Origin of the sequence: Bradyrhizobium sp. B039 (assembly GCF_038965675.1) — a bacterium.
In the GTDB taxonomy this organism is placed as follows: Bacteria; Pseudomonadota; Alphaproteobacteria; order Rhizobiales; family Xanthobacteraceae; genus Bradyrhizobium; species Bradyrhizobium diazoefficiens.
Genome location: NZ_CP152416.1, coordinates 4,111,565 through 4,137,814, shown reverse-complemented (window position 1 = coordinate 4,137,814; position 26,250 = coordinate 4,111,565). Strand labels below are relative to the sequence as shown.

Annotated in this window: 24 protein-coding genes and 1 pseudogene; 7 read left to right on the top strand and 18 right to left on the bottom strand. The window is 64.2% G+C overall.

The window, feature by feature from the left end:
• The first annotated feature begins 40 nt into the window (after positions 1-40).
• The gene (locus tag AAFG50_RS19170; RefSeq protein WP_011086834.1) at positions 41-1,189 is read left to right on the top strand and encodes a hypothetical protein; all 1,149 of its coding nucleotides are present in this window, start codon (positions 41-43) and stop codon (positions 1,187-1,189) included.
• Between the two features lie 164 nt (positions 1,190-1,353).
• Positions 1,354-2,580: an ABC transporter substrate-binding protein gene (locus AAFG50_RS19165; protein ID WP_028171062.1), complete on the top strand. Its 1,227-nt coding sequence runs from the start codon at positions 1,354-1,356 to the stop codon at positions 2,578-2,580.
• A 171-nt stretch (positions 2,581-2,751) separates the two neighbouring features.
• Here AAFG50_RS19165 and AAFG50_RS19160 read toward each other — a convergent pair whose 3' ends face one another.
• From AAFG50_RS19160 to AAFG50_RS19115, 10 genes and pseudogenes are all read right to left on the bottom strand, one after another.
• Positions 2,752-6,021 carry an autotransporter domain-containing protein gene (locus AAFG50_RS19160; protein WP_231166700.1) on the bottom strand — a complete coding sequence of 1,090 codons (3,270 nt, stop codon included), beginning with the start codon at positions 6,019-6,021 and terminating at the stop codon, positions 2,752-2,754.
• A gap of 176 nt (positions 6,022-6,197) precedes the next feature.
• A complete protein-coding gene (locus AAFG50_RS19155; RefSeq protein ID WP_028171060.1) occupies positions 6,198-7,472 on the bottom strand; it encodes a tetracycline resistance MFS efflux pump in 1,275 nt (424 codons plus the stop codon).
• Positions 7,469-8,851, bottom strand: a complete 1,383-nt coding sequence (gene der, locus AAFG50_RS19150) for a ribosome biogenesis GTPase Der (protein WP_028171059.1) — start codon at positions 8,849-8,851, stop codon at positions 7,469-7,471. Before der ends, AAFG50_RS19155 begins: the two co-directional genes overlap by 4 nt.
• Before the next feature lie 49 nt (positions 8,852-8,900).
• Positions 8,901-9,452: a hypothetical protein gene (locus tag AAFG50_RS19145; RefSeq protein WP_028171058.1), complete on the bottom strand. Its 552-nt coding sequence runs from the start codon at positions 9,450-9,452 to the stop codon at positions 8,901-8,903.
• A 30-nt stretch (positions 9,453-9,482) separates the two neighbouring features.
• The gene (locus AAFG50_RS19140; RefSeq protein ID WP_011086826.1) at positions 9,483-10,136 is read right to left on the bottom strand and encodes a tetratricopeptide repeat protein; all 654 of its coding nucleotides are present in this window, start codon (positions 10,134-10,136) and stop codon (positions 9,483-9,485) included.
• Positions 10,137-10,305: 169 nt separating this feature from the next.
• Positions 10,306-11,897: pseudogene (locus AAFG50_RS19135) on the bottom strand (class I adenylate-forming enzyme family protein).
• 12 nt (positions 11,898-11,909) lie between these two features.
• Positions 11,910-12,731, bottom strand: coding sequence for a 3-methyl-2-oxobutanoate hydroxymethyltransferase (panB, locus tag AAFG50_RS19130; protein WP_028171056.1), 822 nt, complete (start codon positions 12,729-12,731; stop codon positions 11,910-11,912).
• Positions 12,732-12,734: 3 nt separating this feature from the next.
• On the bottom strand, positions 12,735-13,319 hold the full coding sequence (locus AAFG50_RS19125) for an NnrU family protein (RefSeq protein WP_028171055.1): 585 nt from the start codon (positions 13,317-13,319) through the stop codon (positions 12,735-12,737).
• A gap of 69 nt (positions 13,320-13,388) precedes the next feature.
• A complete protein-coding gene (locus tag AAFG50_RS19120; RefSeq protein ID WP_028171054.1) occupies positions 13,389-13,967 on the bottom strand; it encodes a hypothetical protein in 579 nt (192 codons plus the stop codon).
• 106 nt (positions 13,968-14,073) lie between these two features.
• On the bottom strand, positions 14,074-15,696 hold the full coding sequence (locus tag AAFG50_RS19115) for a peptide chain release factor 3 (protein WP_011086821.1): 1,623 nt from the start codon (positions 15,694-15,696) through the stop codon (positions 14,074-14,076).
• 158 nt (positions 15,697-15,854) lie between these two features.
• Between AAFG50_RS19115 and sugE the strand changes: the two genes are divergently transcribed.
• Entirely contained in the window at positions 15,855-16,169 is a 315-nt protein-coding gene (gene sugE, locus AAFG50_RS19110) for a quaternary ammonium compound efflux SMR transporter SugE (RefSeq protein ID WP_028171053.1), read from the top strand.
• Here sugE and AAFG50_RS19105 read toward each other — a convergent pair.
• From AAFG50_RS19105 to AAFG50_RS19075, 7 genes are all read right to left on the bottom strand, one after another.
• Positions 16,162-17,169, bottom strand: coding sequence for an inorganic phosphate transporter (locus AAFG50_RS19105; protein WP_011086819.1), 1,008 nt, complete (start codon positions 17,167-17,169; stop codon positions 16,162-16,164). The genes sugE and AAFG50_RS19105 overlap by 8 nt on opposite strands.
• Before the next feature lie 72 nt (positions 17,170-17,241).
• On the bottom strand, positions 17,242-17,886 hold the full coding sequence (locus AAFG50_RS19100) for a DUF47 domain-containing protein (protein ID WP_011086818.1): 645 nt from the start codon (positions 17,884-17,886) through the stop codon (positions 17,242-17,244).
• 156 nt (positions 17,887-18,042) lie between these two features.
• Entirely contained in the window at positions 18,043-19,011 is a 969-nt protein-coding gene (locus AAFG50_RS19095; protein ID WP_028171052.1) for a branched-chain amino acid ABC transporter permease, read from the bottom strand.
• 1 nt (position 19,012) lies between these two features.
• Positions 19,013-19,882 carry a branched-chain amino acid ABC transporter permease gene (locus tag AAFG50_RS19090; RefSeq protein ID WP_011086816.1) on the bottom strand — a complete coding sequence of 290 codons (870 nt, stop codon included), beginning with the start codon at positions 19,880-19,882 and terminating at the stop codon, positions 19,013-19,015.
• Between the two features lie 74 nt (positions 19,883-19,956).
• Positions 19,957-21,180: an ABC transporter substrate-binding protein gene (locus tag AAFG50_RS19085; RefSeq protein WP_028171051.1), complete on the bottom strand. Its 1,224-nt coding sequence runs from the start codon at positions 21,178-21,180 to the stop codon at positions 19,957-19,959.
• Positions 21,181-21,270: 90 nt separating this feature from the next.
• Positions 21,271-22,017: an ABC transporter ATP-binding protein gene (locus AAFG50_RS19080; protein WP_011086814.1), complete on the bottom strand. Its 747-nt coding sequence runs from the start codon at positions 22,015-22,017 to the stop codon at positions 21,271-21,273.
• Entirely contained in the window at positions 22,010-22,765 is a 756-nt protein-coding gene (locus tag AAFG50_RS19075; RefSeq protein ID WP_011086813.1) for an ABC transporter ATP-binding protein, read from the bottom strand. Before AAFG50_RS19075 ends, AAFG50_RS19080 begins: the two co-directional genes overlap by 8 nt.
• Positions 22,766-23,075: 310 nt before the next feature.
• On the opposite strand from AAFG50_RS19075, the gene AAFG50_RS19070 reads away from it, so the two are divergent.
• Complete coding sequence (locus tag AAFG50_RS19070; RefSeq protein ID WP_162185833.1) at positions 23,076-23,756, top strand: hypothetical protein; 681 nt, start codon at positions 23,076-23,078, stop codon at positions 23,754-23,756.
• Between the two features lie 24 nt (positions 23,757-23,780).
• On the opposite strand, the gene AAFG50_RS19065 is transcribed toward AAFG50_RS19070, so the two are convergent.
• On the bottom strand, positions 23,781-24,134 hold the full coding sequence (locus AAFG50_RS19065; RefSeq protein WP_028171049.1) for an ArsC family reductase: 354 nt from the start codon (positions 24,132-24,134) through the stop codon (positions 23,781-23,783).
• A 107-nt stretch (positions 24,135-24,241) separates the two neighbouring features.
• Between AAFG50_RS19065 and AAFG50_RS19060 the strand changes: the two genes are divergently transcribed.
• The 3 genes from AAFG50_RS19060 to AAFG50_RS19050 all read left to right on the top strand — a co-directional run bounded on the left by AAFG50_RS19060 (position 24,242) and on the right by AAFG50_RS19050 (position 26,249).
• Entirely contained in the window at positions 24,242-24,613 is a 372-nt protein-coding gene (locus tag AAFG50_RS19060; RefSeq protein ID WP_011086810.1) for a tRNA-binding protein, read from the top strand.
• 217 nt (positions 24,614-24,830) lie between these two features.
• Positions 24,831-25,463 carry a TetR/AcrR family transcriptional regulator gene (locus AAFG50_RS19055; protein ID WP_028171048.1) on the top strand — a complete coding sequence of 211 codons (633 nt, stop codon included), beginning with the start codon at positions 24,831-24,833 and terminating at the stop codon, positions 25,461-25,463.
• 3 nt (positions 25,464-25,466) lie between these two features.
• Positions 25,467-26,249, top strand: a complete 783-nt coding sequence (locus AAFG50_RS19050; protein ID WP_028171047.1) for a sulfite exporter TauE/SafE family protein — start codon at positions 25,467-25,469, stop codon at positions 26,247-26,249.
• The last annotated feature ends 1 nt before the right edge of the window (position 26,250 follow it).

Genomic DNA, 26,250 nt, shown 5'->3' with positions numbered 1-26,250 from the left:
AAGCGGCAGCAAGCCGCAGGCCAAAAAAAGGGAGGTTGCGATGGCACCATCGCATGATCGCGGACGCGTTGACCGTGCGCTCGCACGCGTGTCTCACGCCTTCTCCATCCTGATCGCGGCACTCACATTTGCGCTTCCGGGCGTTGCGACCGCCGGCGATGTCCCGACCTTCGCCGTCGATCCCGCCTGGCCAAAGCCGCTGCCGAACAACTGGATCCTCGGCCAGGTCGGCGGCATCACGGTCGACTGGCAGGGCCACATCTGGGTGATCCATCGCCCGCGCTCGCTCACCGATGACGAGAAAGGCGCAAGCCTCAATCCGCCGCGCTCGAAATGCTGCGTCTCGGCGCCGCCCGTGCTCGAATTCGACACCGACGGCAACCTGCTGCGGTCCTGGGGCGGCCTGGGCGAAGGCTACGAATGGGTCGGCCGCGAGCACGGCATCGAGGTCGACGAGCGCGGCTTCGTCTGGGTCGGCGGCAACGCCGACAATGACAACGCCATTTTGAAGTTCACGCTCGACGGCAAGTTCGTCGCCCAGATCGGCAAGATCGCGCCGAGCCTCGGCAGCAACGACACCACGCAACTCGGCAAGCCCGCGGAGACCGCGATCGACAAGGCGGCGAACGAGATCTACGTCGCCGACGGCTATGGCAACCGCCGCGTCATCGTCTTCGACGCGACGACGCTCGCCTACAAGCGGCACTGGGGCGCCTACGGCAACAAGCCCAACGACGACAAGCAAGGTCCCTACGACCCCAAGGCGCCGGTTGCGCAGCAATTCGGAAATCCCGTCCATTGCGTGAAGCTCGCCAATGACGGGCTCGTCTATGTCTGCGACCGCATCAACAACCGCATCCAGGTATTCAGGAAGGACGGCACCTTCGTGAAGGAGTTCTTCTTCGAGAAGAACACGCTCGGCAACGGCGCGGTGTGGGACATCGCGATCTGGCCCGATCCAAAGCAAACCTGGCTGCTCAGCGCCGACGGCGAGAACAACGAGATCAGGGTGATCAGGCGCGACGACGGCAGCGTGGTCGGCAGCTTCGGGCGCAACGGCCGCAATGCCGGTCAATTCCACTGGGTGCACGCCATGGCGATCGACGCCAAGGGTAACGTCTATACCGCCGAGGTCGATACCGGAAAGCGCATCCAGAAATTCAAGCTGACGTCGGACGCGCTCAAATAGCGCCTCAACGCATTTTGCCCAAAAGTTAACCGACGGATGACGTAACGACGCAGCGTCATCCGGCTTTAGGCGCATTGCCGCCGGCCGTGGGACACGGTAGAGCGATCAGCCGGACCAAGGCTCCGCAAGAGAGCCGTCCGCATGTTTGACAATGGAGGGAATCTATTATGACGACATTCGCGCGCCGCTCCGCGGCCCTTCTGGCCTGTGCCGCCTTCGGTTTTTCCACATCCGCCTTCGCGCAAGACAAGACCGTCAAGATCGGCGTCTTGAACGACATGTCGAGCCTCTATGCCGACATCGGCGGCCCGAACTCGGTCGCCGCGGTGAAAATGGCGGTCGAGGATTCCGGCCTGAAGGCCAAGGGCTGGACCATCGATGTCCTCTCGGGTGATCACCAGAACAAGCCCGACATCGGCGTCAACATCGCCCGGCAATGGATCGATGCCGACAAGGTCGACGCCATCGCCGACACGCCGAGCTCCGGCGTTGCACTCGCGGTGAGCAACCTCGTCAAGGATAAGAATTCGGTGCTGCTCAATTCGGGCGCCGCCACGGCCGACCTCACCGGCAAGGCCTGCACGCCCAACACCGTCTCCTTCACCTACGACACCTACATGCTCGCCAACGGCACCGGCAAGGCCCTGACCAAAGCCGGCGGCGACAGCTGGTTCTTCCTGACCGCGGACTACGCCTTCGGCCACGCGCTGGAGCGTGACACCAGCGCCGTCGTCACGGCCACCGGCGGCAAGGTGCTCGGCGGCGTCAAGCATCCGCTCAACTCCTCCGACTTCTCCTCCTTCCTGCTGCAGGCGCAGTCGTCGAAGGCCAAGGTCATTGGCCTTGCCAACGCCGGCGGCGACACCACCAACGCGATCAAGCAGGCGGCCGAGTTCGGCATCGTGGCCGGCGGCCAGAAGCTCGCCGCGCTGCTGCTGTTCATCAACGACGTGCATTCGCTGGGCCTGAAAACGGCACAGGGGCTGACCTTCACCGAGTCCTTCTACTGGGACCTCAACGATCAGACCCGCGAATGGTCGAAGCGCTTCCAGAAAGTGTCGCCCAAGGGCTCGATGCCCTCGATGACGGTGGCGGGCCTCTATGCGGAAATCCTGCACTACCTGAAGGCAATGGACGCGCTCGGCGGCAATCCGCATGACGGCGCCAAGGTCGTCGCCAAGATGAAGGAGCTGCCGACCGACGATCCGCTGTTCGGCAAGGGCCCGCTGCGCGCCGACGGCCGCCGCCTCATCCCGGCCTATCTCTTCGAGGTGAAGAAGCCGGAAGAGTCGAAGGGGCCGTGGGATTACTACAAGCTGGTGGCCACCATCGCGCCGGAAGATGCGGCCAAGCCGCTCGAGGCGAGCGAGTGCCCGCTGGTGAAGAAGTGATCGCGTAGCGGACGCGCACAGGCTCTACGACGACATGCCCGGGCGAGAGCGCGAAGCGCGTCTGCGCGCTCGATGTCCCGGGCATTTGCGTTTGGGGCCTGCTACCGGCGGGCAAGGCGCCGCTCGCGCCATTTCTCCACGTCGCGTCTCTACAACGCGGACGAGCGCTTCCTACCAGGCATAGCGCACCACGCCCTTTCCGGAGTAGCTTGTGGTGACGTTCGAGAACTCACCCTCAAAGGTCCCGGCGAGCGAGAAACCGTTCAGCCATTTCACCTCGGCGGTTGCCGAGGTGAGCGCCGCGTCTCGCGCAGGCGATGCACCGCCGACGACGAAGGATGCGCCCGGCAACGCCTGGAAAGTGGCGGCGATGCCGCGATCGATATTGTGGTCATGTGCCCAGCCGAAGCGGCTGCGCAGGGTGAGGATCGCTCCCGGCAATGCCAACGATCGGTCGGTGCGGAATCCCAATTCGGAGCGCGGCGAGGTAGCGGTCTTGGCCGCATAGGCCAGCGCAAAGGTGTTGGCACCGACTATTGCCCGTTCGGCATAGCCCGGCAGCTCGAAGGTCGCGAATTGCGCGGCGGCATAGGGCGTGAGGCCGATGCCGGCCCATGGGGTGATGAGGCGATAGCCGCCCTCGATACGCCCCGCCCACGCATTGGCGTTGAACTGCGCACGCAACTGGTCACTGCCCGCAATCGTGACCGTCCGGTTCGTCGTGATATCCTGCCAGCCATAGGCCAGGGCGCCGGAGACATACGCGGCGCCGGCCGTATGACGAACGAATGCACCGGCCTGGAACAGGTCGGAGCGTCCCGAACCGAGACCGTTGGCGACGACGAAGTTGGTACCGCCGCCGGCCAAGGCGAACCCGACCTGGGTGAATGGAGAGATCCGATAATCGGCGCCGACGGCCGTTCCAGCGATGCGGCTGGTGGACGTGTTCGATCCCTGTACGGCATTGCCGTCGGTGGTCTGCGAGCCCCCATAGCCCGCGCCCCACACGCTCCAGCGCTGGCCGAAATCGATCGCGCTCGGCGTCTTGGCGATCATGGCGTAGGCGTCACGCTCGGCACCGGGCCGGCGGCGACCGCCGGCATAGCTATCGGCTGCTCCCTCTTTCCCAAATGAAGCGGCCGTCGGTGCGGTCCCGTCGCGGCCCGCGGTAAACGGATCGGCCAGCAAATTGACGAAGAGGTTCATCGCGTCGAATGTTGTCTGCTGCGAACCTGCCGCCAGTTCGCCCGAGGCCTGTGTCAGGTTCGCCGGGACATTGCCGGCGAAGATGCCGCCAAACGCCGAAGGAACGTTGCCGAAGGAATTGAACGCCCTGTCGAGCGCGGTGGCGACGGCCCGCTGGTTGATGTTGAGGCCGGCAATCTCCCCAAGGCCCGAGGCCAGAACAAGCTGCACCGTGCCGCCCGAATAGGTCAGCGAACCGGAAATTCCCGTCGGCGTCGCCACCGAATCAAAGCGCGAACCGTTCAGCGCCCCCGCGGTCAGGATGGTATAGGGCGAATTGAACCGCAGGGTGCCGTTGGCGAGCGCAACCCGAACCGTCCCGGCCAACGTCGCCGCCCCCGTCACATTGGTGAGGTCGGAAGCCGCCGATGACACCTGCACAAGGTAGGTCGAGGCGGCCGTGAATACGAGGCTGCCCTGAACGTTGATGGTGCCGACCGAGTTGCCTGGAGACAGAATGCCGCCGTTGATGACGGTATTGCCGACGATGCCGTTGCCGCCCAACGTGCCGCCGGCATTGACAACGAGATTGCTGGCCGATGCGATGTTGCCGTTCACGATCAGCGCCCCGCCGCCGACATTGACATCACCGGAGAAGGAGCCGGTGCCAGTCAGCGTCCAGACTGAATCGTCGACCTTGTTGAAGGTCGTGAACCCCCGATACTGGGCCGCCGCACCCAACGTGCTGACATCGAAGGTCGCCGCACCGCTGCCCCCGAGTTGGAACGTATCACTGCCCCCACCGAGCACGTTGCCCGATATCACCGATCCCGGCGCGAGCGTGAGAACGTTGCCGCTACCGGCGAACTGGATCGCGGCCGTTCCTCCAGTGATGGTCCCCGCATTGAACACGGCCGATCCGCCCGTGCCCGCATAGATGCCGTTGCCCGCAAGGCCGGAAATGGAGCCGTAGTTGATGACTGAGACGGACCCGAGGCTGGCGCGGACGCCTGTATCGCCGCCACTGATCTGCGCGCCGGCATTGTTGGTCACCACCGCACTCGTCTCGGCGCGAATGGCGTAGCCAAAGCCGCCGGCGCTTATGGTTCCGGAATTGACGACGGTTGCGACGCCATTGCTGGCATAGATTCCGTTGTTGATCAGGCTCGTGATCTGCCCACCAACGCCGTTGGTTACATTGACGTCGGTGAAGGCAAAGATGGCGATATTGTTGAGACCGGAAATGGTCCCGTGATTGGTAACGTGAGCAAAGCCCAAATTGGCAACCATGCCGCCGGTAATGCTTCCAGTGACACCGTTCGTTATTGTCAGATTGGCATTCGCAGAGGCGGCAAAGCCGGTGGGGCTCGAGATGGTGCCGAAATTCGTTACCGAAATCGATCCGCTGTTGGCGCGGATGGCAGCCGTTGCGCCGGTAATCGTCCCGGCGGCGGCGTTGGTGACGTCCATATTGCCGGTCACCTCCAGGCCATAGCTGGTCGTACCGGTAATCGTGCCGGCATTGGTGACATTCAACAATTGGTTGGCCTGGACACCGCTTATCCCGCCGGAAATCAGACCGCCCGCAGCGTTGGAGACGACCCCCGTGCCGTAGGCAATGAAACCGTAAGAGGTGCCGATGATATTGCCGGCATTGGTGACATTCCCGACGGCGGAATAGCCGGAATTGACGCCGAGATCGCCGGCGATGGTGGCGCCCGCATTGTTGGTAACCGTGGCGTTGACGAAGGCGAATACGCCAACGTTTGCGTTGCCCGTGATCGTGCCGGAGTTGACGACAGTCACACTGCCGTTGTTCGAGCCGATGCCGGATAGGACAGTGCCGGTGATGGTGGCGCCGGTGTTGTTGGTGACGGTGACGTCATTTTGAGAGAAGACACCGTTCGTTGCGCCTGTGATGCTTCCCGAATTTCTGACCGTAGCGTTGCCGATATTGATTCCGCTATTCACGCTTCCGGTGACAGAGGCACCGCTATCGACATTGATGACAATGCCGGTCTGGTTGCCCGTCCCGTAACCGTTGGTCCCGTTCTGATCGGTCGTCACGCCCGAGCATGTAATGGTCGTGCCTGGCGGAGGATTGGGGCTATTGTCGGCCGCCGGCGAACAGGCCGCATACGCCCCGCCCATCAGAGCCAGCGTGACGGTAGCCGTGATCGCAATTGCAGCGGCAGCTCGCCAAATCAGCAAGCGCTGCCGAGGGAAACACCATATCCGAATCGGCAGGCGCGTCATTTGAATGGCTTGCTTCCGAGGCGTCGGCGGCCCCGGCCTTCAATTGCAAAAAGAACGAATCAACAGATTTATTGAACAGGCTAAGTATCGCCGCCGAAAGGCTCCGTGTACGCACGTCTGGCGAGAATCCGACGAATCGGAATCTCTGTTGCGAATTGGCGACAGTCGCAACCGTCCTATTCGCGGCCACCAGTCTGCCGGGCGGATGCGACTGTCGCCAGCGTCCGCATCGCGATGGCCACGCATACCACCATCAGCGCGCCCGCGAGGAGGAATGGCGCGCCGGGCAATTGCCAGGGCGCGCTGGTGCCGATGAAGTATGAAAACGTCAGCGTGAACAGGAACGGCCCGACGAGCTGCGACACGCTCTGCACGCTCGCGGTTGCGCCCTGCAGCTGACCCTGTTGATCGGGTGCGACCAGCCGCGTCATCAGCGATTGCATCGCGGCACCCGAGATGCCCCACAGCGACATCACGGGAATGCCGATCCAGAAGAGCGGTCCGGTCGGCGCTGCGCCAAAGATCACGAACCCGATCGCACCACAGCACAGGCCCAGCAACAGTGTGTTCCGCTCGCCGAGCGCGCGCACGATCGGGCCGATGGCGAGCCCCTGCACCACCATGGCGCAGATGCCGACCATCGCGAGCGTCAGCCCGACCGTCTTGGAATCCCACCCGTAGCGATAGGTCGCATAGAGCACGAAGGTCGACGGCAGCACGACATGCGCGACCTGCGCGATGAAGTTGACGACCGACAGCGCAGCCAGGATCGCGTTGGAACGCAGCAGACGCAGCGCCCCGACCGGATTGGCGCTGGTCCAGCGGAACGGCGCGCGCTTGTCGGGCGCCAGCGATTCCGGCAGGACCAGGAGCCCATAAAGCGCATTGGCGAAACTTAGAGCCGCCGACGCCCAGAACGGCAGGCGCGGATCGATGTCGCCGAGCAGGCCGCCGAGCGCCGGGCCCAGGATGAAGCCGGCGCCGAAGGCCGCGCCAATCCTGCCGAAGATCGCCGCGCGCTGCTCCGGCGGCGTAATGTCGGCAATATAGGCAAACGCCGTCGAGATGCTGGCCGAGGTGATGCCGGAGATCACGCGCCCAATGAAAAGCCACACCAGCGACGGCGCCAGCGCCATCAGCACGTAGTCGGCGGCGAGCCCGAAATTCGACAGCAGCACCACCGGCCGCCGTCCGAAACGATCCGACAGCGCGCCCAGCACCGGCGAGAACACGAACTGCATCAGCGCCCAGGCGGTGCCGAACAGGCCGAAGATGCGGGCTGCATGTGCGGTGTCGTTGTCGACGAAGCTCTCGATGAGCTTTGGCAGGATCGGCATGATCACGCCGAGCGCGAGCATGTCGAGCAGGATGGTGACGAAGATGAAGGCGACCGCGCCGCGCCGGACCGGCGCAGCGCCCCGCGCCATCGCCTCGCCGGCATCGCCGCTCACGACGGCCGCTTGCGCTTGTGAGCGAAGGGGTTGGCCTTCTCGCGCAAGGTGATGCGCACGGGCGTGCCAGGCAGATCGAAAGCCTCGCGCATGGAATTGGTCAGGTAGCGCAAGTACGACTGCGGCACCGCGTCGGCACGCGAGCAGAACAGCACGAAGCTCGGCGGCCGCGCCTTGGTCTGCGTGATGTAGTTCAGCTTCAGCCTGCGGCCGGACACGGCGGGCGGCGGATTGGCCTGGACCGCCTGCTCGAACCAGCGATTGAGCGCGGACGTCGACACGCGTCTGTTCCAGACTGCGTAGGCGTCCTGGATCGCCTGCATCAGGCGATCGATGCCCTCGCCCATCAGGCCTGATACCGCCACGATCGGCACGCCCTTGACCTGCGGCAGCCAGTGGTCGGCGTCGCGGCGCAGGCCCGAGATCGCGCCGCCGCCCTTGGTCTCCATCAGGTCCCATTTGTTGGCGGCGAGCACGAGCGCGCGGCCCTCGCGCTCGACCAGATCGGCAATGCGCAGATCCTGCTCCTCGAAGCGGTTCTGCGTATCCATCATCAGCACGACGACTTCGGCAAAGCGCACCGCGCGCAGCGCGTCGGCGACCGAGAGCTTTTCGAGCTTCTCCTCGATGCGCGAGCGACGCCGCAGGCCGGCGGTGTCGAACACGCGAAAATCCCGGCCCTTCCAGTTGATCTCGACCGCGATGGAGTCGCGCGTGGTGCCGGCCTCCGGGCTCGTCAGCAGGCGCTCTTCGCCGAGCAAATGGTTGATCAGCGTCGACTTGCCGGCATTCGGCCGGCCGACGATGGCGACCCGGATCGGGCGCGTCGCGGCCTCTTCCTCGGAGAGCGGTGCGTCGTCCTCGTCCTCATCCTCCTCGACGGGCTCCGGCATCAGCTTGGCGAGGGCGTCATAAAGCTCGCCCATCCCCTCGCCGTGCTCGGCCGAGATCTGGATGGGATCGCCAAGACCAAGCGCAAAGGCTTCCATCGCGCCGGCATCGCCATGCTTGCCTTCGCTCTTGTTGGCGACCAGCAGCACCGGCTTGTTGGCCCTGCGGGCGAAGTCGGCGAAGGCGCGGTCGGTCGGCGTCAGGCCGATGCGGGCATCGACGACGAAGAACAGCGCGTCGGCCTGCGCGATCGCGGCCTCGGTCTGCTCCTGCATCCGCGCGGTCAGCGAGCCCTTGGCGCCCTCGTCGAGGCCGGCGGTGTCGATGATGGTGAATTCGAGGTCGCCGAGCCTGGCCTCACCCTCGCGGCGGTCGCGGGTGACACCCGGCAGGTCATCGACGAGCGCGAGCTTTTGCCCAACCAGGCGGTTGAACAGCGTCGATTTGCCGACATTGGGCCGGCCGATAATGGCAATCGTGAAGGACATCGGTCATTCGTGCGCTGCGAAGGCCGCGCCTGTCAATGCAATGAAATAATTAGCGCGAGAAGCTGCCGCTCGGCAGCGGCGCCGGGAAGCCGCCCTGCGACTGCTGCTGCGTGGTCTGGGTCGGCTGGGCCTGCTGGACGGGCTGATCGGGCGGCGGCGCGGTGGTGCGCTTGCGCACGATCTTCTGCTTGGGCTGCGGAGCGGCCGCGGGCGGCGCGGCCTCCGGCTGGGCCTCGCCATCGACTTCGCCGGCAGGCGCATCGGCGGGCGCGGCCGCGCTGGCAGCCGGCTGTCTGGTCTTTTTCGCCTTCGCACCCTTCGCCGGCTTGGCCGGCTCAGGCGGCGGCTCCGTGGGCAAAGCCGCAACGGCAGGCGCATTCGGATCGGGCTGCTGCTGTGCGCCCTTGTACATGTCCTTCGGCACACCCTGCTCGAGGCCCGGCACGCCCTCCGGGAAGACCGGCTTGCGATCGCCTGGCAGCTTCTTCTTGGTGTCGAGGAAATCGAGCATGTCGCTCGGATCGAAGCTGGAGCAGCCGCCCAGCACGCCCGTGAAGGCGATCAGGACGGCGGCTGCGATCAAGCGTGGCGTGCGGCGCATATCGGTGTCTCGTCTCAGCTCTCGGGACCGTCAGCTTTTGGCGACGGGCGGCAGCAGGGCCTGGAGCGCCTCGGCGCGCGAGCGCAGGCCCGGCGGCGTTTCGCCGTCCTCTGCGATCGCGTCGAGCCATTTGCGGGCTGCGGTCGTGTCGTTGTTGCGCCAGGCCGACAGCGCCAGCAACTCGCGGGCGCTGTGGCGGAAGGTCGATTTGGGTGTGGCGGAAGCCTCCAGCCGCTGCTGCATGTCGGCGTAGCTGGCGCTGTCGACCAGCAGGCCGGCGGCGCGGATCTTCGCCAGATCCTGCCACTCGCCGCCGACGCCGCGGTCGGCGGCAATGTCGTCGTACATCTTGGCGGCGGCCTTGGGATCGCGGCTAGCGGCCTCGGCCGCAGCACGCAGCCGCGCCAGAGTGCGATAGCCCGACGGAGCCTTGGCGGCGAGCTCAGTGAAGGCCGTCTCGGCCTCCGCATGCTTGTCCTGCTCGGACAGCTCGACGGCCTTCTCGAAGGCGGCGCCGGCCTCGGCGGCCTTCTTGGCCTCCAGATACTGGTAGCCGCGCCAGCCGCCCACAGCGGCCACGATGAGCACCATCAGGGCGATGAAGTAGATCGAATATTTTTCCCACAGCTTCTTGAGCTGTTCGCGACGTACTTCCTCGTCGACTTCGTCAAATAATTCAGACACTTATGCTAATCCCATGCCCGTCCGGGTGCGCGCGCCACAGCGTTCGCGTCAGGAATCCCGTCCCCCGCGTGGCGGCGAGGTAGCCTAACGATATGGCGGTGGCAAGGCAAAGCGAGCCCGATCAAGGCGTTAACCACCCGGGAGAGCCCGGAAGAAGCCCCTGCCCGGCTCAGGTTCCCAAGTGCTCGCGCAACTGCCGCTTCAGCACCTTGCCATTGGCGTTGCGCGGCAGCGGCTCGGTGGTGATCGCCATGGTTTCGGGGACCTTGTAGTCGGACAGCCGCTCCGCGCACCAGGCCCGCAAGACGTCGCCGGCGACCGGGGTGCGGGTCACCACGACAGCATGGACGCGCTCACCGAGCACCAGGCAGGCCCTGGCAATGATCGCGCTCTCGATCACCGCGGGGTGGCCCGCCAGCACGGACTCGACCTCCGCGGAATAGATCTTCAACCCGCCGCGATTGATCATGTCCTTCTGGCGGTCGAAGACGCGGACAAAACCGTCCGCATCGACTGACCCCAGATCGCCCGAGTGCCAGAACCCACCGGTGAAGCTCTCGGTCGTGGCCTTCGGGTTGTTCCAGTAACCCTTGATGACGGAGGCGCTCTGAATCCAGAGCTCCCCGATCTCGCCATGGGGCAGCTCGCGCCCATCGGGTCCCATCGCGACGATGCGCGCGCCGGGACACGGCAGGCCCACGCTGTCGATATGGCTCGCCGTCAGTTCGCCCGGCATGATCGTCGAGGGCGATGTCGTCTCGGTCGCGCCGTAGCAGTTCATCAGCTTCAGGCCGGGAATCGTCGCCTTGAGCCTCTCGATGGTCGCGACCGGCATCGGCGCGCCGCCAAAGCCGCCGATGCGCCAGCTCGACAGATCGTAGCTGTCGAAATCGGGCTGGAGCAGGCAGAGATTGTACATTGCCGGAACCATCACCGTGTAGGTGACGCGCTCGCGCGCAGCGAGCTTGAGATAATCAGCGGCCTTGAACTCCGGCATGATGATCAGCGCGCCACTGCTGCGGATCATGGTCGTGATGTTGGCGACGACACCAGTGACGTGACCGAGCGGCACGGCCGCGATCGAACGGTCCGCCTCCGTCAATTGCAGGCAGGACGCAAACACCATCGAGGAATGCAGATGTTGCAATGGGCCAGCATCGCGCCCTTTGGCTTGCCCGTCGTGCCCGAGGTGTAGAGGATCATCGCCGTGTCCTCTTCGCTCACGTCGACGGGCGCGGCGGCCGCGGCGTTGTCTGCGAGCACCGCGAAGCGCGACACACGCGGGTCGTCGTCGACGGCAACGCGGTGGATCACATCGGGCACATCCCGCGCATCCGGCAGCCGCCCGGCGAGCCCTGCCTCGTGGATCAGGATCTTGGCGCCGCAATCGGTGAGCACATAGGCAATCTCCGGCTTCTGCTGACGCGTGCTGAGCAGAACCGTGACCAGCCCCTCATGCGCGGCGGCAAACAGCAGCAGCGGAAATTCGATGCGGTTGCCCAGCAGGATGGCCACGCGATCACCGCGCTTGAGGCCGAGCTTGCGAAAGCCCTCGGCGATCCGGGCGGCCCGGTCGACGACCTGGCGCCAGCTCAGACGGACATGACCGCAGATCAGGGCCTCGCCATCGGCGTTCTGCGCAACCGCTTCCGCAATCATCGCCCAAACGCTGCCCGGCCGCTTCACAAAGGCCGGCACGACGCGGTCGCCGAAGCGCGGCTCAAGCCGCATCGACGGAAGTGCGTGCTGCGACCAGTCCATGCGCGCCCCTCGTCAGCTCTTCTTCATGTCGTAGACATGCTCCGGGCCCGGGAAGGCCCGGCTCTTCACGTCGCGCGCATAGCCCGCGATGGCTTCCTCGATCGCCGGCCCGAGATTGCCATAGCGGCGCACGAATTTCGGCGACCGCGGCGACAAGCCGAGCATATCTTCCAGCACCAAAATCTGGCCGTCGCAGGCTGCGCTCGCGCCAATGCCGATGGTAGGAACTGCGATCGATTGCGTGATCTTGCTCGCCAGCGGCTCGGCGACCGCCTCGATCACGATCGAGAAGGCCCCCGCCTCTGCGATCGCCCTGGCGTCGTTCTCGATCGGAGCCCAGTTCGCCTCCTCGCGGCCCTGCGCGCGGAACGAGCCAAGCGTGTTGATCGACTGTGGCGTCAGCCCGATATGGCCCATCACGGGAATGCCGCGCTCGGAGAGAAACGCCACCGTCTCCGCCATCCGCGCGCCGCCCTCGAGCTTGACCGCGCCGCACAGCGTCTCCTTCATGATCCGCACCGCCGACTGGAAGGCCTGCTCCTTCGAGCCTTCGTAGGAGCCGAACGGCATGTCGACGACGACGAGCGCCTGGCTGGAGCCGCGCATCACCGCGCAGCCCTGCAGGATCATCATCTCAAGCGTCACGGGCACCGTGGTCTCGAAGCCATGCATGACATTGCCAAGGGAATCGCCAACCAGGATCGCATCGCAGTGCCTGTCGACCAGCGCGGCGGTGTGCGCGTGATAGGAGGTCAGCATCACGATCGGCTCGCCATTCTTGCGAATGCGGAGGTCGGGCGCGGTCTTGCGCCTGATGGCGGATTGGACGGACATTTGTCAGACCCCTACGACAGGAACTCCGATCACGACAGGATGGAATGCAAACGCCAGCGCCAGATACGCAACGACGCCGACCGCGACCGCGATCAGGTCGTTGGTGGCGCCGCCCACCGGAATCGGCGGACCGCCACTGTCGGAGCGATGCTTCAACGAAATGCGGTCAAACACCGCCCAGCCCAGGAACGAGCCGAACAGGATGATGGAACCGAGATCGCCATTGGCGAGGAGATGCGCGGCCGCCCACAGCTTGATGCCGGCCAGCATCGGATGTTTCAGCGTCGCGTAGATGCGGCCGCGCAGGTATGACGCGACAACCAGGATGACCGCGGGCAGCATCAGCGCGAGCGTGATGTGCTTCATCGCCTTCGGCGGATACCAGACGTCGATCCAGCCGGTCGCACGGTAATGACCAAAGCCCCAGATGATCAGCGCGAGCCCCGCGAGTGAGACGAGCGCATAAAGGATCTTGTAGGTCCCCTCGCCCAGCCTCGCGATGGCCTGCGCGCGCGCCTCGCGTTTCGTTGTGAAGACATGGGCCGCGAAAAACAGCACCAGCCCCAGGATCATGACTAGCAGACCCACGACATCCTCCCCTCAACCAGCGCCCGCCTCTGGCGTAGCATCGATTGGCGGTCGGTCGCAACCGATGCGCTACTTGCCGAGCTGCCGATTGTCGACGTAGCGGATCGCGATCGGCCGCCCTGCCAGGGCGCCGCCGAGACCGCTGGTGAATTTCAGCGGCAAGCAGGCCTTCAGCGAAGCATCGATGGCGTTCAGATAGGTCGTGCGGGTGTCGGCCGGGACGCCCGCGGTGGCGTATGTGAGGCGTGGCGGACCGATCAGGCCGCCCGCCTTGTTGAAGCTGAAGCGCACCGACATCTGCATGCCGGCCCGCGCGTTGTCCGCTGGCGGCGACCAGCAAGTGCGCAATTCGGCGAAGAGGTCGCCGATCGTATCGAGATCGTGATCCGGCTTCCGGTATTTGGCGCGGTCGGATTCGGACGGCACGCTGACGATCGTGAGCTGGAGATTCTGGCCGTAAGGATAGTCGATCTCGGGAATGCAGGGCCCGGGCTCGAGCGGGCTGCAATAGGACGGCGTGCAGGGCCGGTTGTCGAGCACGCTGCACGGTTCATGCGCAAACGGGATGGGATTGATCTGGCGCCGCTGCGCGTCGGCGGCCACCGTCGATATCGCCAGCAGTATAAGAAGGAGAATGCCGCGCCACATGGTATGCGAGCTCACAATGCCACTGTGGACGAAAGGTGGCATTGGTCGCGAAAGCGTCAAGTGCGCGCGCGTTCACATGCTCGCGTTTAGGCGGCCTTGGCGCGCGTTATCCCTTCTTCTTGACGTCCTTGACGTTGGTGAACTCGATGCCCTCGGCGCGTTCCCTGGTGTAGCCGAGATAGAACTCGTTCCTCGCCAGATAGACGGGATCACCATCGACGTCGTCGGCGATACTCGAGGTGTTGGCGGCGATGAAAGTGTCGAGCTTCTTGCGATCGTCTGAAGAAACCCAGCGCGCAAGCTGGAACTCGCTGACCTCGAACTCGACCGGAAGGGAATATTCCGCCTCGAGCCGTGCCTTCAGCACGTCGAGCTGGAGCGCGCCGACCACGCCGACCAGCGCCGGTGCACCGTCGCGCGGGCGGAATACCTGGACGACGCCCTCTTCCGACATCTGCTGAAGCGCTTCCTTCAGCTTCTTCGCCTTCATCGCGTCGGTGAGACGGACGCGGCGGACGATTTCCGGCGCAAAGCTCGGCACGCCGACGAAGTTGAAATCCTCGCCCTCGGTCAGGGTATCACCGATGCGCAGCGTGCCGTGGTTGGGAATGCCGACGACGTCGCCGGCAAAGGCCTCATCCGCCACCGAACGGTCCTGCGCGAAGAAGAATTGCGGGCTCGACAGCGGCATGCTCTTGCCGGTGCGCACCAGTTTCGCCTTCATGCCGCGGCTGAGCTTGCCCGAGCACAGGCGCGCAAAGGCGATGCGGTCGCGGTGGTTCGGATCCATGTTCGCCTGGATCTTGAACACGAAGGCGCTCATGCGCGGATCGGTCGCCTCGACCTTGCGCTGGTCGCTCTCCTGCGCACGCGGCTCGGGCGCGAACTTGCCGAGGCCCTCCAGGAGGTCGCCGACGCCGAAATTGCGCAGCGCGCTGCCGAAATAGACCGGCGTCAGGTGGCCCTCGCGAAACGCCTCCAGCTCGAACGGCTTTGAAGCCTCGGTGACGAGCTCGAGCTCGTCCTTCACCGCGGAGACGTCGAGATTGGCGTTGAGCTTGGCAAGCTCCTCGATCTCGATCTGCTGCGCCGCGCCGGTCTTGGCGCCCCCGCCTTCGAGCAGGCGCACGCCGCCATTGACGACGTCATAGGTGCCGAGGAAGTCGCGGCCGCGGCCGACCGGCCAGGTCATCGGCGTGGTGTCGAGCGCCAGCGTCTTCTCGATCTCGTCCAGCAGCTCGAAGACGTCGCGGCTCTCGCGGTCCATCTTGTTGATGAAGGTGATGATCGGAATGTCGCGCAGGCGACAGACCTCGAACAGTTTTCGGGTGCGCGCCTCGATGCCCTTGGCGGCGTCGATGACCATGACGGCGGAATCGACGGCCGTCAGCGTGCGATAGGTGTCTTCCGAAAAGTCCTCGTGGCCCGGCGTGTCCAGCAGGTTGAACACGAGGCCCTCGAACTCGAAGGTCATCACGGACGTCACGACCGAGATACCGCGCTCGCGCTCGATCTTCATCCAGTCCGAGCGCGTGTTGCGCCGCTCGCCCTTGGCCTTGACCTGACCGGCGAGGTTGATGGCGCCGCCGAACAGCAGCAGCTTTTCGGTCAGTGTGGTCTTGCCGGCGTCGGGGTGGGAGATGATCGCAAAGGTGCGCCGCCGCGCCACTTCAGCGGCAAGCGGGGAACGGGCCGGCGATTCGGCTGTGGTGGTGGCGATGTCGGACATGGCGGGAGCGTTTGGCAGGGAAAATGGGCCGGATCAAGCCTGATGTGGTAATTGCGGAGCCCTTCGGCCAGCCCCATATCGCCGTTTGGGAGGGACGGCCCTCCTATCCACCAGCATATCAGCCGCGGGGACGACCCTGCCTTGAATGGAGGGTCGTCATGGCCTGGAGCATCCTGTTCGTCGCCGGTCTTCTCGAGATCACCTGGGCGATCGGCCTGAAATACACCGAGGGTTTCACCAGGCTTGTTCCCTCCGTCATCACGCTCGCGGCGATGGCGGGCAGCGTCATCCTGCTCGGGCTCGCGCTCAAATCGCTGCCCGTCGGGACCGCCTATGCGGTGTGGACCGGCATCGGCGCGGTCGGCACCGCGACGCTCGGGATCATCCTGTTCGGCGAGCCGGCGACCGCGCTTCGCCTGGCCAGCATCGGACTGATCGTTGCCGGTATCATCGGGCTGAAGCTCGTTACTTGACGAAAATCCTGACCGCCCACCAGGTCAGCGCGGCGACGATCGCCGAGGCCGGCATCGTGATCACCCAGGCATAGACGATCGAGCTGGCGACGTTCCAGCGTACCGCCGAGAGGCGGCGGGCAGCGCCGACGCCGACGATGGCGCCGGTGATGGTGTGGGTGGTCGAGACGGGAACCCCGAGGAAGGTCGCCATGAACAGGGTCGCGGCGCCGCCAGTTTCGGCGCAAAAGCCCTGCATCGGCGTCAGTTTCGTGATGCGCAGGCCCATGGTGCGGACGATGCGCCAGCCGCCCATCAGCGTGCCCATCGCCATCGCCGCCTGGCAGGACAGCACGACCCAGAACGGCACCGAGAATTCGCTGCCGAGATGGCCCTGTGAATAGAGCAGCACGGCGATGATGCCCATGGTCTTCTGCGCGTCATTGCCGCCATGGCCGAGCGAATAGAGCGAGGCGGAGGCGAATTGCAGGATGCGGAAGGCGCGATCCACGGCGAAGGGCGTCGATCGCACCGAGGCCCAGGAGACGATCGCAACCAGCAGCATCGCCAGCAGGAAGCCGACCAGCGGAGACAGCACGATGGCGATCACCGTCTTGGACAATCCGCTCCAGACCGCCGCCGAAATCCCGGCTTTGGCCACGCCGGCACCGAACAACCCGCCGATCAGCGCATGCGACGACGAAGACGGGATGCCGAGCGCCCAGGTCACGAGGTTCCAGACGATGGCGCCGACCAGCGCCGCGAAGATCACGTGGGCATCGACGATTGAGGGATCGATAATGCCGGTGCCTATGGTCTGGGCGACGTGCAGCCCGAACACCATGAAGGCGACGAAATTGAAGAAAGCGGCCCAGAACACCGCGAATTGCGGCCGCAGCACGCGGGTCGAGACGATGGTCGCGATCGAATTGGCGGCGTCATGCAGGCCGTTCAAGAAGTCGAACAGCAGCGCGACGGCGATCAGTCCGACCAGGACGGGAAGACCCAACGCAGCATCCACGGCGAGGCCCCTGCCTTAAAGTTTTGGCATGATTTGCGCGGACAACCGCTGCACATTTTTCCGGATCATGCGCTACACTTGCTCGATGACGATGCTGTTGATCTCGTTTGCGACGTCGTCGAAGCGATCGGCGACCTTTTCGAGATGGTCGTAGATCTCGACACCGACGATGAAATCCATCGCGTTGCCGTCGCGGTGTTTGAGGAACAGCTCCTTCATCCCGATGTCGTGGAGATCGTCGACCCGGCCCTCGAGCTTGGTCAGCTCTTCCGTGATCGCGGTCAGCATGGCCACGTTCTTGCCGATCTGCTGCATCAGGGGCAGCGCACGGCCGACCAGATTGGCGCATTCGATCAGAAGCCCGCCGATCTCGCGCATCGGCGGCTCGAAGGCGCGGACCTCGAACAGCATCACGGCCTTGGCGGTCTGCTGCATCTGGTCGATGGCGTCGTCCATCGAGGTGATGAGGTTCTTGATGTCGCCGCGGTCGAACGGCGTGATGAAGGTGCGGCGCACCGCCGTCAGCACCTCACGGGTGATGTTGTCGGCATCGTTCTCGAACTGGTTGACGCGCTGGCAATAGACCGGCGTCTCCTCGCCCCCGTTGAGCATGCCCTGGAGCGCGATCGAGCCCTGGATCACGGTCTGGGCATGGCGGTCGAACAGGTCGAAGAACCGTTCTTCCTTGGGCAGGAAAGCGCGAAACCATCGCATCATGGGGATAGACTACCGGTTGGAAATGGCCCGGCCCGGAAGGGCCGTCACGAAACTGTCATAGACCATTTTCGGTCCGCGCGCGTGCCACCTCACGCCCGCGGCGCCGGATCATCCACCACTTTCACGAAGCAGGTAAATTGACCTTAAATCAATTACTTAGAGCGAACGCCGGAAGTAATGCGCGATTTCACCGACGACGCCGCGGCGGAAGGTGAGCACGCAGATCACGAAGATCGAGCCCTGGATCACCGTCACCCACTGGCCGAAGCTCGCCAGATATTGCTGCATGGCGATGATCACGAAGGCGCCGACCACGGGTCCGAAGATGGTCCCGAGACCCCCGACCAGCGTCATCAGCACGACTTCGCCCGACATCGACCAGTGCACGTCGGTGAGCGAGGCATTCTGCGCCACGAACACCTTCAGCGATCCGGCGAAGCCGGCCAGCGTGCCCGACAGGACGAAGGCCATGAACTTGTACTGGTCGGTGCGGTAGCCGAGCGAGATCGCGCGCTGCTCGTTCTCGCGGATCGACTTCAGCACCTCGCCGAACGGCGAGTTGATGATGCGGAAGATCAACAGGAAGCCGGCGAGGAAGCCGACCAGCACGACGTAGTACAGGACCGTCGGCTTGGAGAGATCGAGGACGCCGAACATGTGCCCCTGCGGAATGCCCTGGATGCCGTCTTCGCCATGGGTGAACGGCGCCTGGAGGTAGATGAAGTACAGGAGCTGCGACAGCGCCAGCGTGATCATCGAGAAATAGATGCCCTGGCGGCGGATCGAGATGTAGCCGGTCACGATCGAGAGCACGAAAGCACCGGCGACGCCGACGAGGATGCCGAGCTCCGGCGGCAACGCCCACACCTTCAGCGCATGCGCGCTGCAATAGCCGGCCGTGCCTAAGAACATCGCGTGGCCGAACGACAGCAGGCCGCCATAGCCGATCAGAAGGTTGAAGGCGCAGGCGAGGAGCGCGAAGCACAGCGCCTGCATCACGAAGAACGGATAGACCCCCGTGAACGGCACCGACGCCAGCAGCAGCGCCATCACCGCAAACACGATCATCTCGTCACGCATCGCGCGCGGGGTCGCCCGCAGCGTATCGTCCGTCAAGGCTGTCATATCAGGCCGCCCTTCCCGTCAATCCCGATGGCTTCACCAAGAGCACCAGCACCATCAGCACGAACACGACGGTGTTGGAGGCCTCGGGGTAGAAATACTTGGTCAGGCCCTCGATCACGCCGAGCGCGAAACCTGTGATGATCGAGCCCATGATCGATCCCATGCCGCCGATCACCACCACGGCAAACACCACGATGATGAGGTCGGCGCCCATCAGCGGCCGCACCTGGTTGATCGGCGCCGAGAGCACGCCGGCGAGCGCGGCAAGGCCGACGCCGAGACCGTAGGTCAGCGTGATCATGCGCGGCACGTTGATGCCGAAGGCGCGGACCAGCGTCGGGTTTTCGGTCGCGGCGCGGAGGTAAGCGCCGAGCCGCGTCTTCTCGATCAGGTACCAGGTCGCCAGACACACGATAAGCGAGAACACGACGACCCAGCCGCGATAGACCGGAAGGAACATGAAGCCGAGATTCATGCCGCCCTTGAGCTGGTCAGGAATGGCGTAAGGCAGGCCCGACGATCCAAAATAGTTCTGGAACACGCCCTGCACGATCAGCGCAATGCCGAAGGTCAGCAGCAGGCCGTAGAGATGGTCAAGCCCGGTCAGCCATTGCAGCATGGTCCGTTCCAGGATCATGCCGAAGATGCCGACGACGATCGGAGCGACGATCAATGCCGGCCAGTAGCCGATACTGAGATAATCATTGTTCAGCAGGAAATAGGCGACGAAGGCGCCCATCATGTAGAGCGCGCCGTGGGCGAAATTGATGATGTTGAGCATGCCGAAGATCACGGCAAGCCCGAGACTGAGCAGCGCGTAGAACGAGCCGTTGATCAGTCCCACCAGTAGCTGAGCGTAAAGTGCCTGCATCGATCCCGCACCCGGTCCCTTCGGCGTTCCCCTGAAAGTCGCCCGCAGGCCTCAAAGGCCTGCGGGCCGTTATCCTACTTCTTCAACAGCGCGCACTTGCTCTCGGACAGCGGCGTGAAGGCCTGATCGCCCGGCACCGTGCCGACCAGCTTGTAGAAGTCCCACGGGCCCTTGGACTCCGAGGGCTTCTTGACCTCGAACAGATAGGCGCTGTGGATGGTGCGGCCGTTCGGCTGGATCTCGCCCTTGCCGAACAGATCGTCCTCCGTCGGCATCGACTTCATCTTCTCGACGACCTTGACGCCGTCGTGAGGATTGCCGCCGAGTGCGTCCAGCGCCTTGAGATAGTGGCGCACGCCGGCATAGACGCCGGCCTGCACCATGGTCGGCGGCGCGTTGTTCTTCATTTTCCCGGCAAAGCGCTTCGAGAACGCCCGGGTCTGGTCGTTCATGTCCCAGTAGAACGTCTCGGTGAAGTTGAGGCCCTGCGCGGTCTCCAGACCGATCGCCTTGACGTCGGTGAGGAACAGCAGGAGCGCGGCGAGCTTCTGGCCGCCCTTGACGATGCCGAACTCGGCCGCCTGCTTGATGGCGTTGGTGGTGTCGCCGCCGGCATTGGCAAGGCCGATGATCTTGGCCTTGGAGGCCTGCGCCTGGAGCAGGAAGGACGAGAAGTCCGGCGTGTTCAGCGGATGCTTCACGCCGCCGACCACCTTGCCGCCATTGGCGGTGACAACGGCCGTAGTATCGCGCTCGAGCGCCGCACCGAAGGCGTAGTCCGCGGTCAGGAAGAACCAGCTGTCGCCACCCGCCTTCACCAGCGCCTGGCCCGTGGTGTGGGCCAGCATGTAGGTGTCGTAGGTCCAGTGCACGGTGTTGGGTGAGCACTGCGCGTTGGTGAGGTCGGAGGTCGCCGCACCAGAGTTGATGTAGACGCCGTTCTTTTCCTTGATGACGTTGTTGACGGCGAGCGCCACACCGGAATTCGGCACGTCCACGATGACATCGATCTTGTCGACGTCGAACCACTGCCGCGCGATCGCGGTGCCGATGTCGGGCTTGTTCTGGTGATCGCCGGAGACGATGTCGATCTTCCAGCCCTTGGCGGTAAGGCCGGAATCTTCAACGGCCATCTGCGCTGCGAGCGTCGAGCCGGGGCCGCCGAGATCGGCATAGAGTCCTGACTGATCGGACAGCGCGCCGATCTTGACGGTCTTGTCCTGCGCGGACGCGACGCCGGCTGCGGCGAAGGTGAGCGCGGTGGTCAGCAGCAATGATGCAATCGACCTGGTCTTCATGCAACTTTCCTTTTTGAATTTTCTCGTTGGCAGTTCTTCTGTTTAAGCATGATCTTTTCGGAAAATCGCTTCACACCTTCCGGATCATGCCTAGACGCCGAGATAAGTGTGGAGCTTGTCCATGTTGGCGGCAAGCTCCGCATTGGAAAATCCGTCAATGATCTTGCCGTGCTCGACCACGTAGTAGCGGTCGGCAACGGTGGATGCGAACCGGAAGTTCTGCTCGACCAGGAGGATCGTAAAGCCCTCCTTCTTGAGCCGCGCAATGGTGTGGCCGATCTGCTGGATGATGACTGGCGCCAACCCTTCGGTCGGCTCGTCCAGCATCAGGAAGCTCGCACCGGTGCGCAGGATGCGCGCGATCGCCAGCATCTGCTGCTCGCCGCCGGACAACTTCGTGCCCTGGCTGTTGAGCCGCTCCTTCAGGTTCGGAAACAGGTCGAAGATCTGCTCGAGCGGCAGTCCGCCTTCGCGGACCACTGGCGGCAACAACAAATTCTCCCGCACGTCGAGGCTGGAGAATATCCCCCGCTCTTCCGGGCAGAACGCGATGCCCATGCGCGCGATCTTATCGGAGGTCGTGCGGATGATCTCCTGGGTGTTGAACTTCACCGAGCCGGTACGCTTGCCGATGATGCCCATGATCGACTTCAGCGTGGTCGTCTTGCCGGCGCCGTTTCGTCCGAGCAGGGTGACAACCTCGCCCGCGTTCACGTCGAAATTGATCCCATGCAGGATGTGGGACTCGCCATACCAGGCCTCGAGGTTGCGGACCTGGAGGATGTTTCCGCCGCTCGCAGCCTTTGCCGGAGCCTCGGCGATCGCAGTGTCAGGCATGACCGGCTCCCAGATAGGCTTCCTTGACGCGTTCGTCCTTGGTGAGCTCGCTGTAATGGCCCTGCGCGAGAACCTGCCCGCGCGTCAGCACGGTGATGATGTCGGAGAGATTCGCCACGACACTCAGATTATGCTCGACCATCAGGATGGTGTATTTCGCGGAGATGCGCTTGATCAGCGCCGCGATCTTGTCGATGTCCTCGTGGCCCATGCCGGCCATCGGCTCGTCCAGCAGCATCATCTCGGGGTCGAGCGCGAGCGTGGTTGCAATCTCGAGTGCGCGCTTGCGCCCGTAGGGCATTTCGACCGCAGGCGTATTGGCAAACTCGCTGAGGCCGACATCGTTCAACAGGTCGCGTGCGCGATCGTTGAAACGGTTGAGCACGGACTTGGAGCGCCAGAAATCGAAGGAACTGCCGTGCTGGCGCTGAAGCGCGACGCGAACGTTTTCCAATGCGGTCATATGCGGAAACACCGCCGAGATCTGGAACGATCGCACCAGTCCCATGCGGGCCACGTCGGCCGGCGCCATCGCGGTGATGTCCTGTCCCTTGTACAGGATCTTCCCGGCGGACGGCCTGAGGAACTTGGTCAAAAGATTGAAGCACGTCGTCTTGCCGGCGCCGTTCGGGCCGATCAACGCGTGAATGCTCCCACGGCGGACCTTGAGCGCAACGTCGCGGACAGCGAAGAAGCCCGCGAACTCCTTGGTCAAGCCTTCCGTTTCGAGAATGAACTCATCGGCCAAACAGATTTCCCCCTGCCCGCGCGACCCGCGTGGCTGTCCTTGTTGCTTCGGCTTTCAGGAGGCCTTGGAGCCTTCCCGGAACGCCGCCTCCGGGCGCGGAATATGCCGGAGGTGACGGGGGTTAGGCAAGGCGGAAAGCTGAGCAGATCAGGTCTCCGGCTGGGATACAAATGCTCCCTTAGTCGGAGATGTTTTGATGTCACGCCTGCCCGGCCTTCCGGTTCAAGAAAGCACCGGTCGTCAAGCCGTCGTTAACGGTCTTTCGTCCCGCGCGCCAGCCTTCATAGAAAATTTTCCCGCGGCATGGATGATGCGCGGGTTTCGATCTGCCGGGAATATTGTTTTGGATTTCGCAAGCGCCGCTCCCTCCGCCGTCAAGTCGATCAGGCAGCGTGATCTCCTGAACACGTGGCTGCGGCTCTACGCGCGCCAGCAGATCGCGCCGGCGATCTGGGAGTATCAACCTGCGCGGCTCGAGGAAGAGCTGTCCGATCTCATCTATTATACCGTTGACGCCTCAACTCCGGTGCCGCGCCTCATCATCCAGAGCGAAGGCACGCGGATCTCGCGCGCCTATGGACACACCGGCAAAGGCGTGCCGCTGGATGAATATATCGGGCCGCGGCTCGTGCCCTCCGTGATGCCCATCTATTACGAATGCGTCGCGCGCGGGCTTCCGGTCTACAGCGTTGCCGATGTCGACGACATCTACGGGCGCATCGTCGCCTACGAACGCCTGCTGTTGCCGTTCCTGACCGACGGAAAGGTCTGTCACATCATCGCCTCGCTCAAGACCTTCTGCGAGGACGGCGGCTTCGAGATCAAGAATCTGATGCGCGGAAATGACGCGCCGCCGCGACCGAAGCTGCGCGCCGTGATCGATCGCGACCTCTTTCATCGCGCCCCCGGCCGTATCGCGGCCGCCGACGTCGTCGAGTTCGCGGACCAGTCCGGTCCCGCCGACGCCACCGAGATCATCGAGCTGAACTAGCCTTCAGCGCGATTTGGCGCCGACTTACTTCGCCCTGACTTCCTTGGCGTAGATGTCCGGCTTGAAGCCGACCAGCAGCTTGCCGCCGACTTCCAGCACCGGACGCTTGATCATCGATGGTTGCGCTAGCATCAACGCCAGTGCCTTATTCTCGGTAAGACCCTCCCTGTCGGCCTCGGGCAGCTTCTTGAAGGTCGTGCCGGCACGATTGAGCAGAATCTCCCAGCCGAGCTTGTCGCTCCACTGCTTGAGCTTGTCCTTCTCGACGCCCGCCGTCTTGTAGTCGTGAAACTCATAGGCAACGCCATGGCTGTCGAGCCAGGCGCGCGCCTTCTTCATGGTGTCGCAGTTCTTGATGCCGTAGATGATGTTGGGCAAGACGTTCCTCTCGCATGCGTGATGCTTCGGCTGCGGCGTTGTACGAAACTCCGGTTCGCGCGACAATATTGCGAGCGAAGCTTACGAACTCTGTCAACGGACTCATCATGCACGTCACCCACGATCCCGCCGCGGCCCCGTCGCCGACCATCGACTTCAACAGCTTCCTCGCGGTCGATATTCGCGTCGGCACCATCGTCGATGCCAAGCCGTTCCCGGAGGCGCGCAAGCCGGCCTGGCGGCTGTGGATCGACTTCGGCCCGGCGATCGGCGTGCGCAAGAGCTCGGCGCAGATCACCGAGAACCATCCGCTCGAGACGCTGGTGGGGCAACAGGTCGCGGCCGTCGTCAATTTTCCCCCGCGCCAGATCGGGCCGGTCGTATCGGAAGTGCTGACGCTCGGATTTCCCGATGCCGACGGCAAGGTCGTGCTGGTGCAGCCGGGCAAGCCGGTGCCGAACGGCGGACGGCTGTTCTAGCGGCACACGGTCGCGAGCCGAGCCGTTGCGTCTGTCGGCGGCTCGCCAGCCGTTTACGTCTCCTGTTCCCCGGCTCGGAGCCATCGAGACTTGACCAAAACCCGTCGTCGATCTAAAAATGACTGACTGATCGTTTTTTATTACACCCGCCAATAATCGAACTGCCCTCGATGAATCGCTAAAACGATCGATCAGTCAGTTATTTGCGGAGGCTCCGATGCCGAAGATCAGCGACAAGCAGCGTGAAGGCCGGCGACGGCAGATCCTCGAGGCCGCCCTCGCCTGCTTCGCCGAGAATGGCTTTCACCAGACCGGCATGGCCGACATCGTGAAGCGGTCGGGGCTGAGCCATGGCGCGGTCTATCTCTACTTCCAGAGCAAGGACGACCTGATCGAGGCGCTCGCCGACGACCGGCACCGCCGCGAAGCCGTGCTCAACTCGGTCGCGCAGGGATCGGGTGATCCGATCGAAGGACTTCACGCGCTGGTCCGCGTCTACGCGCAATGGCTCACCGATCCTGCCGGCGAAGCGCGGCGGCGCGTCGGCATCCATGGCTGGGCCGAGGCGCTGCGTAACCGCCGCGTCCGCACCAGCGTCGTCGAAGGCATCGAGATGCCGCGCGCCCTGATCGTGGCGCTGGTCGAGCGCGCCCAGCACGACGGCCTCATCAGGCGCGACCTCGGCGCCGACGCCATCGCGCGCGTGTTGATCGCTATCTTCCAGGGCTTTGTGCTGCAAAAATGCTGGGGCGAGGACTTTGACGTCGATGCCTGCATGGCGGCTGTCGATGGCGTGATCGACGGCTTCCGCACGACGAAGCCGGACGTCAAGCGACGAACCCGGGCTTGAGCGATGTACTGGATTTACGAACTGCTCGCAGGCATCGGCGTCGGCCTCGTCGGCGGCGTGACATCGGGCTTCATGGGCACGAGCCCGGGCGGCGGTCTCGTGATCTTTTCCGTTCTGTTGCTCGGCGCGGAGCAGCACGTCGCCCAGGGCACCTCGCTGATCACGCAGGTCCCGCCGACCGGTTTCGCCGGAGTGCGCCGCTACTGGCAGAGCGGCAATCGCAGTCCGCTGCAATGGATCGTCTGGATCGGCATCGGATTTCTCGTCGGTGGCGCGGGCGGCGGCTATGCCGCGGCCGGCGTGTCCGACGCAGTGCTGCAATGGACCTACGTCGTCTACCTCGCTCTGCTGATCGCAGCCCTGCTGCTGCGCCGCGACCGCAAGGACGGAGCTGGCGAGGCCGGCGATCCCGCCGAACTGCCCTGGCTCCCGCTGTTCCTCATCGGCGCGCTGGCCGGCTTTTCCTCCGGCTTCATGGGGATCGGCGGCGGCCTGGCGATCACCGTCGGCCTTGCCGCGGGCCTGCGCGTGCCGCAGCACCAGGCGCAACTCGTCAGCCTCGTCTTCTCGGTGATCCCGACCAACATTCCAGCGGCGTGGATCTACTGGAGCAAGGGGCTCATGGTCGGCTGGCCGGCCATCATCGGCATCGTCGCCGGCCTCTGGGTCGGCACCGATCTCGGCGCACGCATGGCCAATGGCGTCAGCAAATCGGTGCTGCGCCGGGTCATGATCGCCCTCGTCTCGCTGATGGCGCTCTACATGACCTACAAGGCGCTGAGCTAGT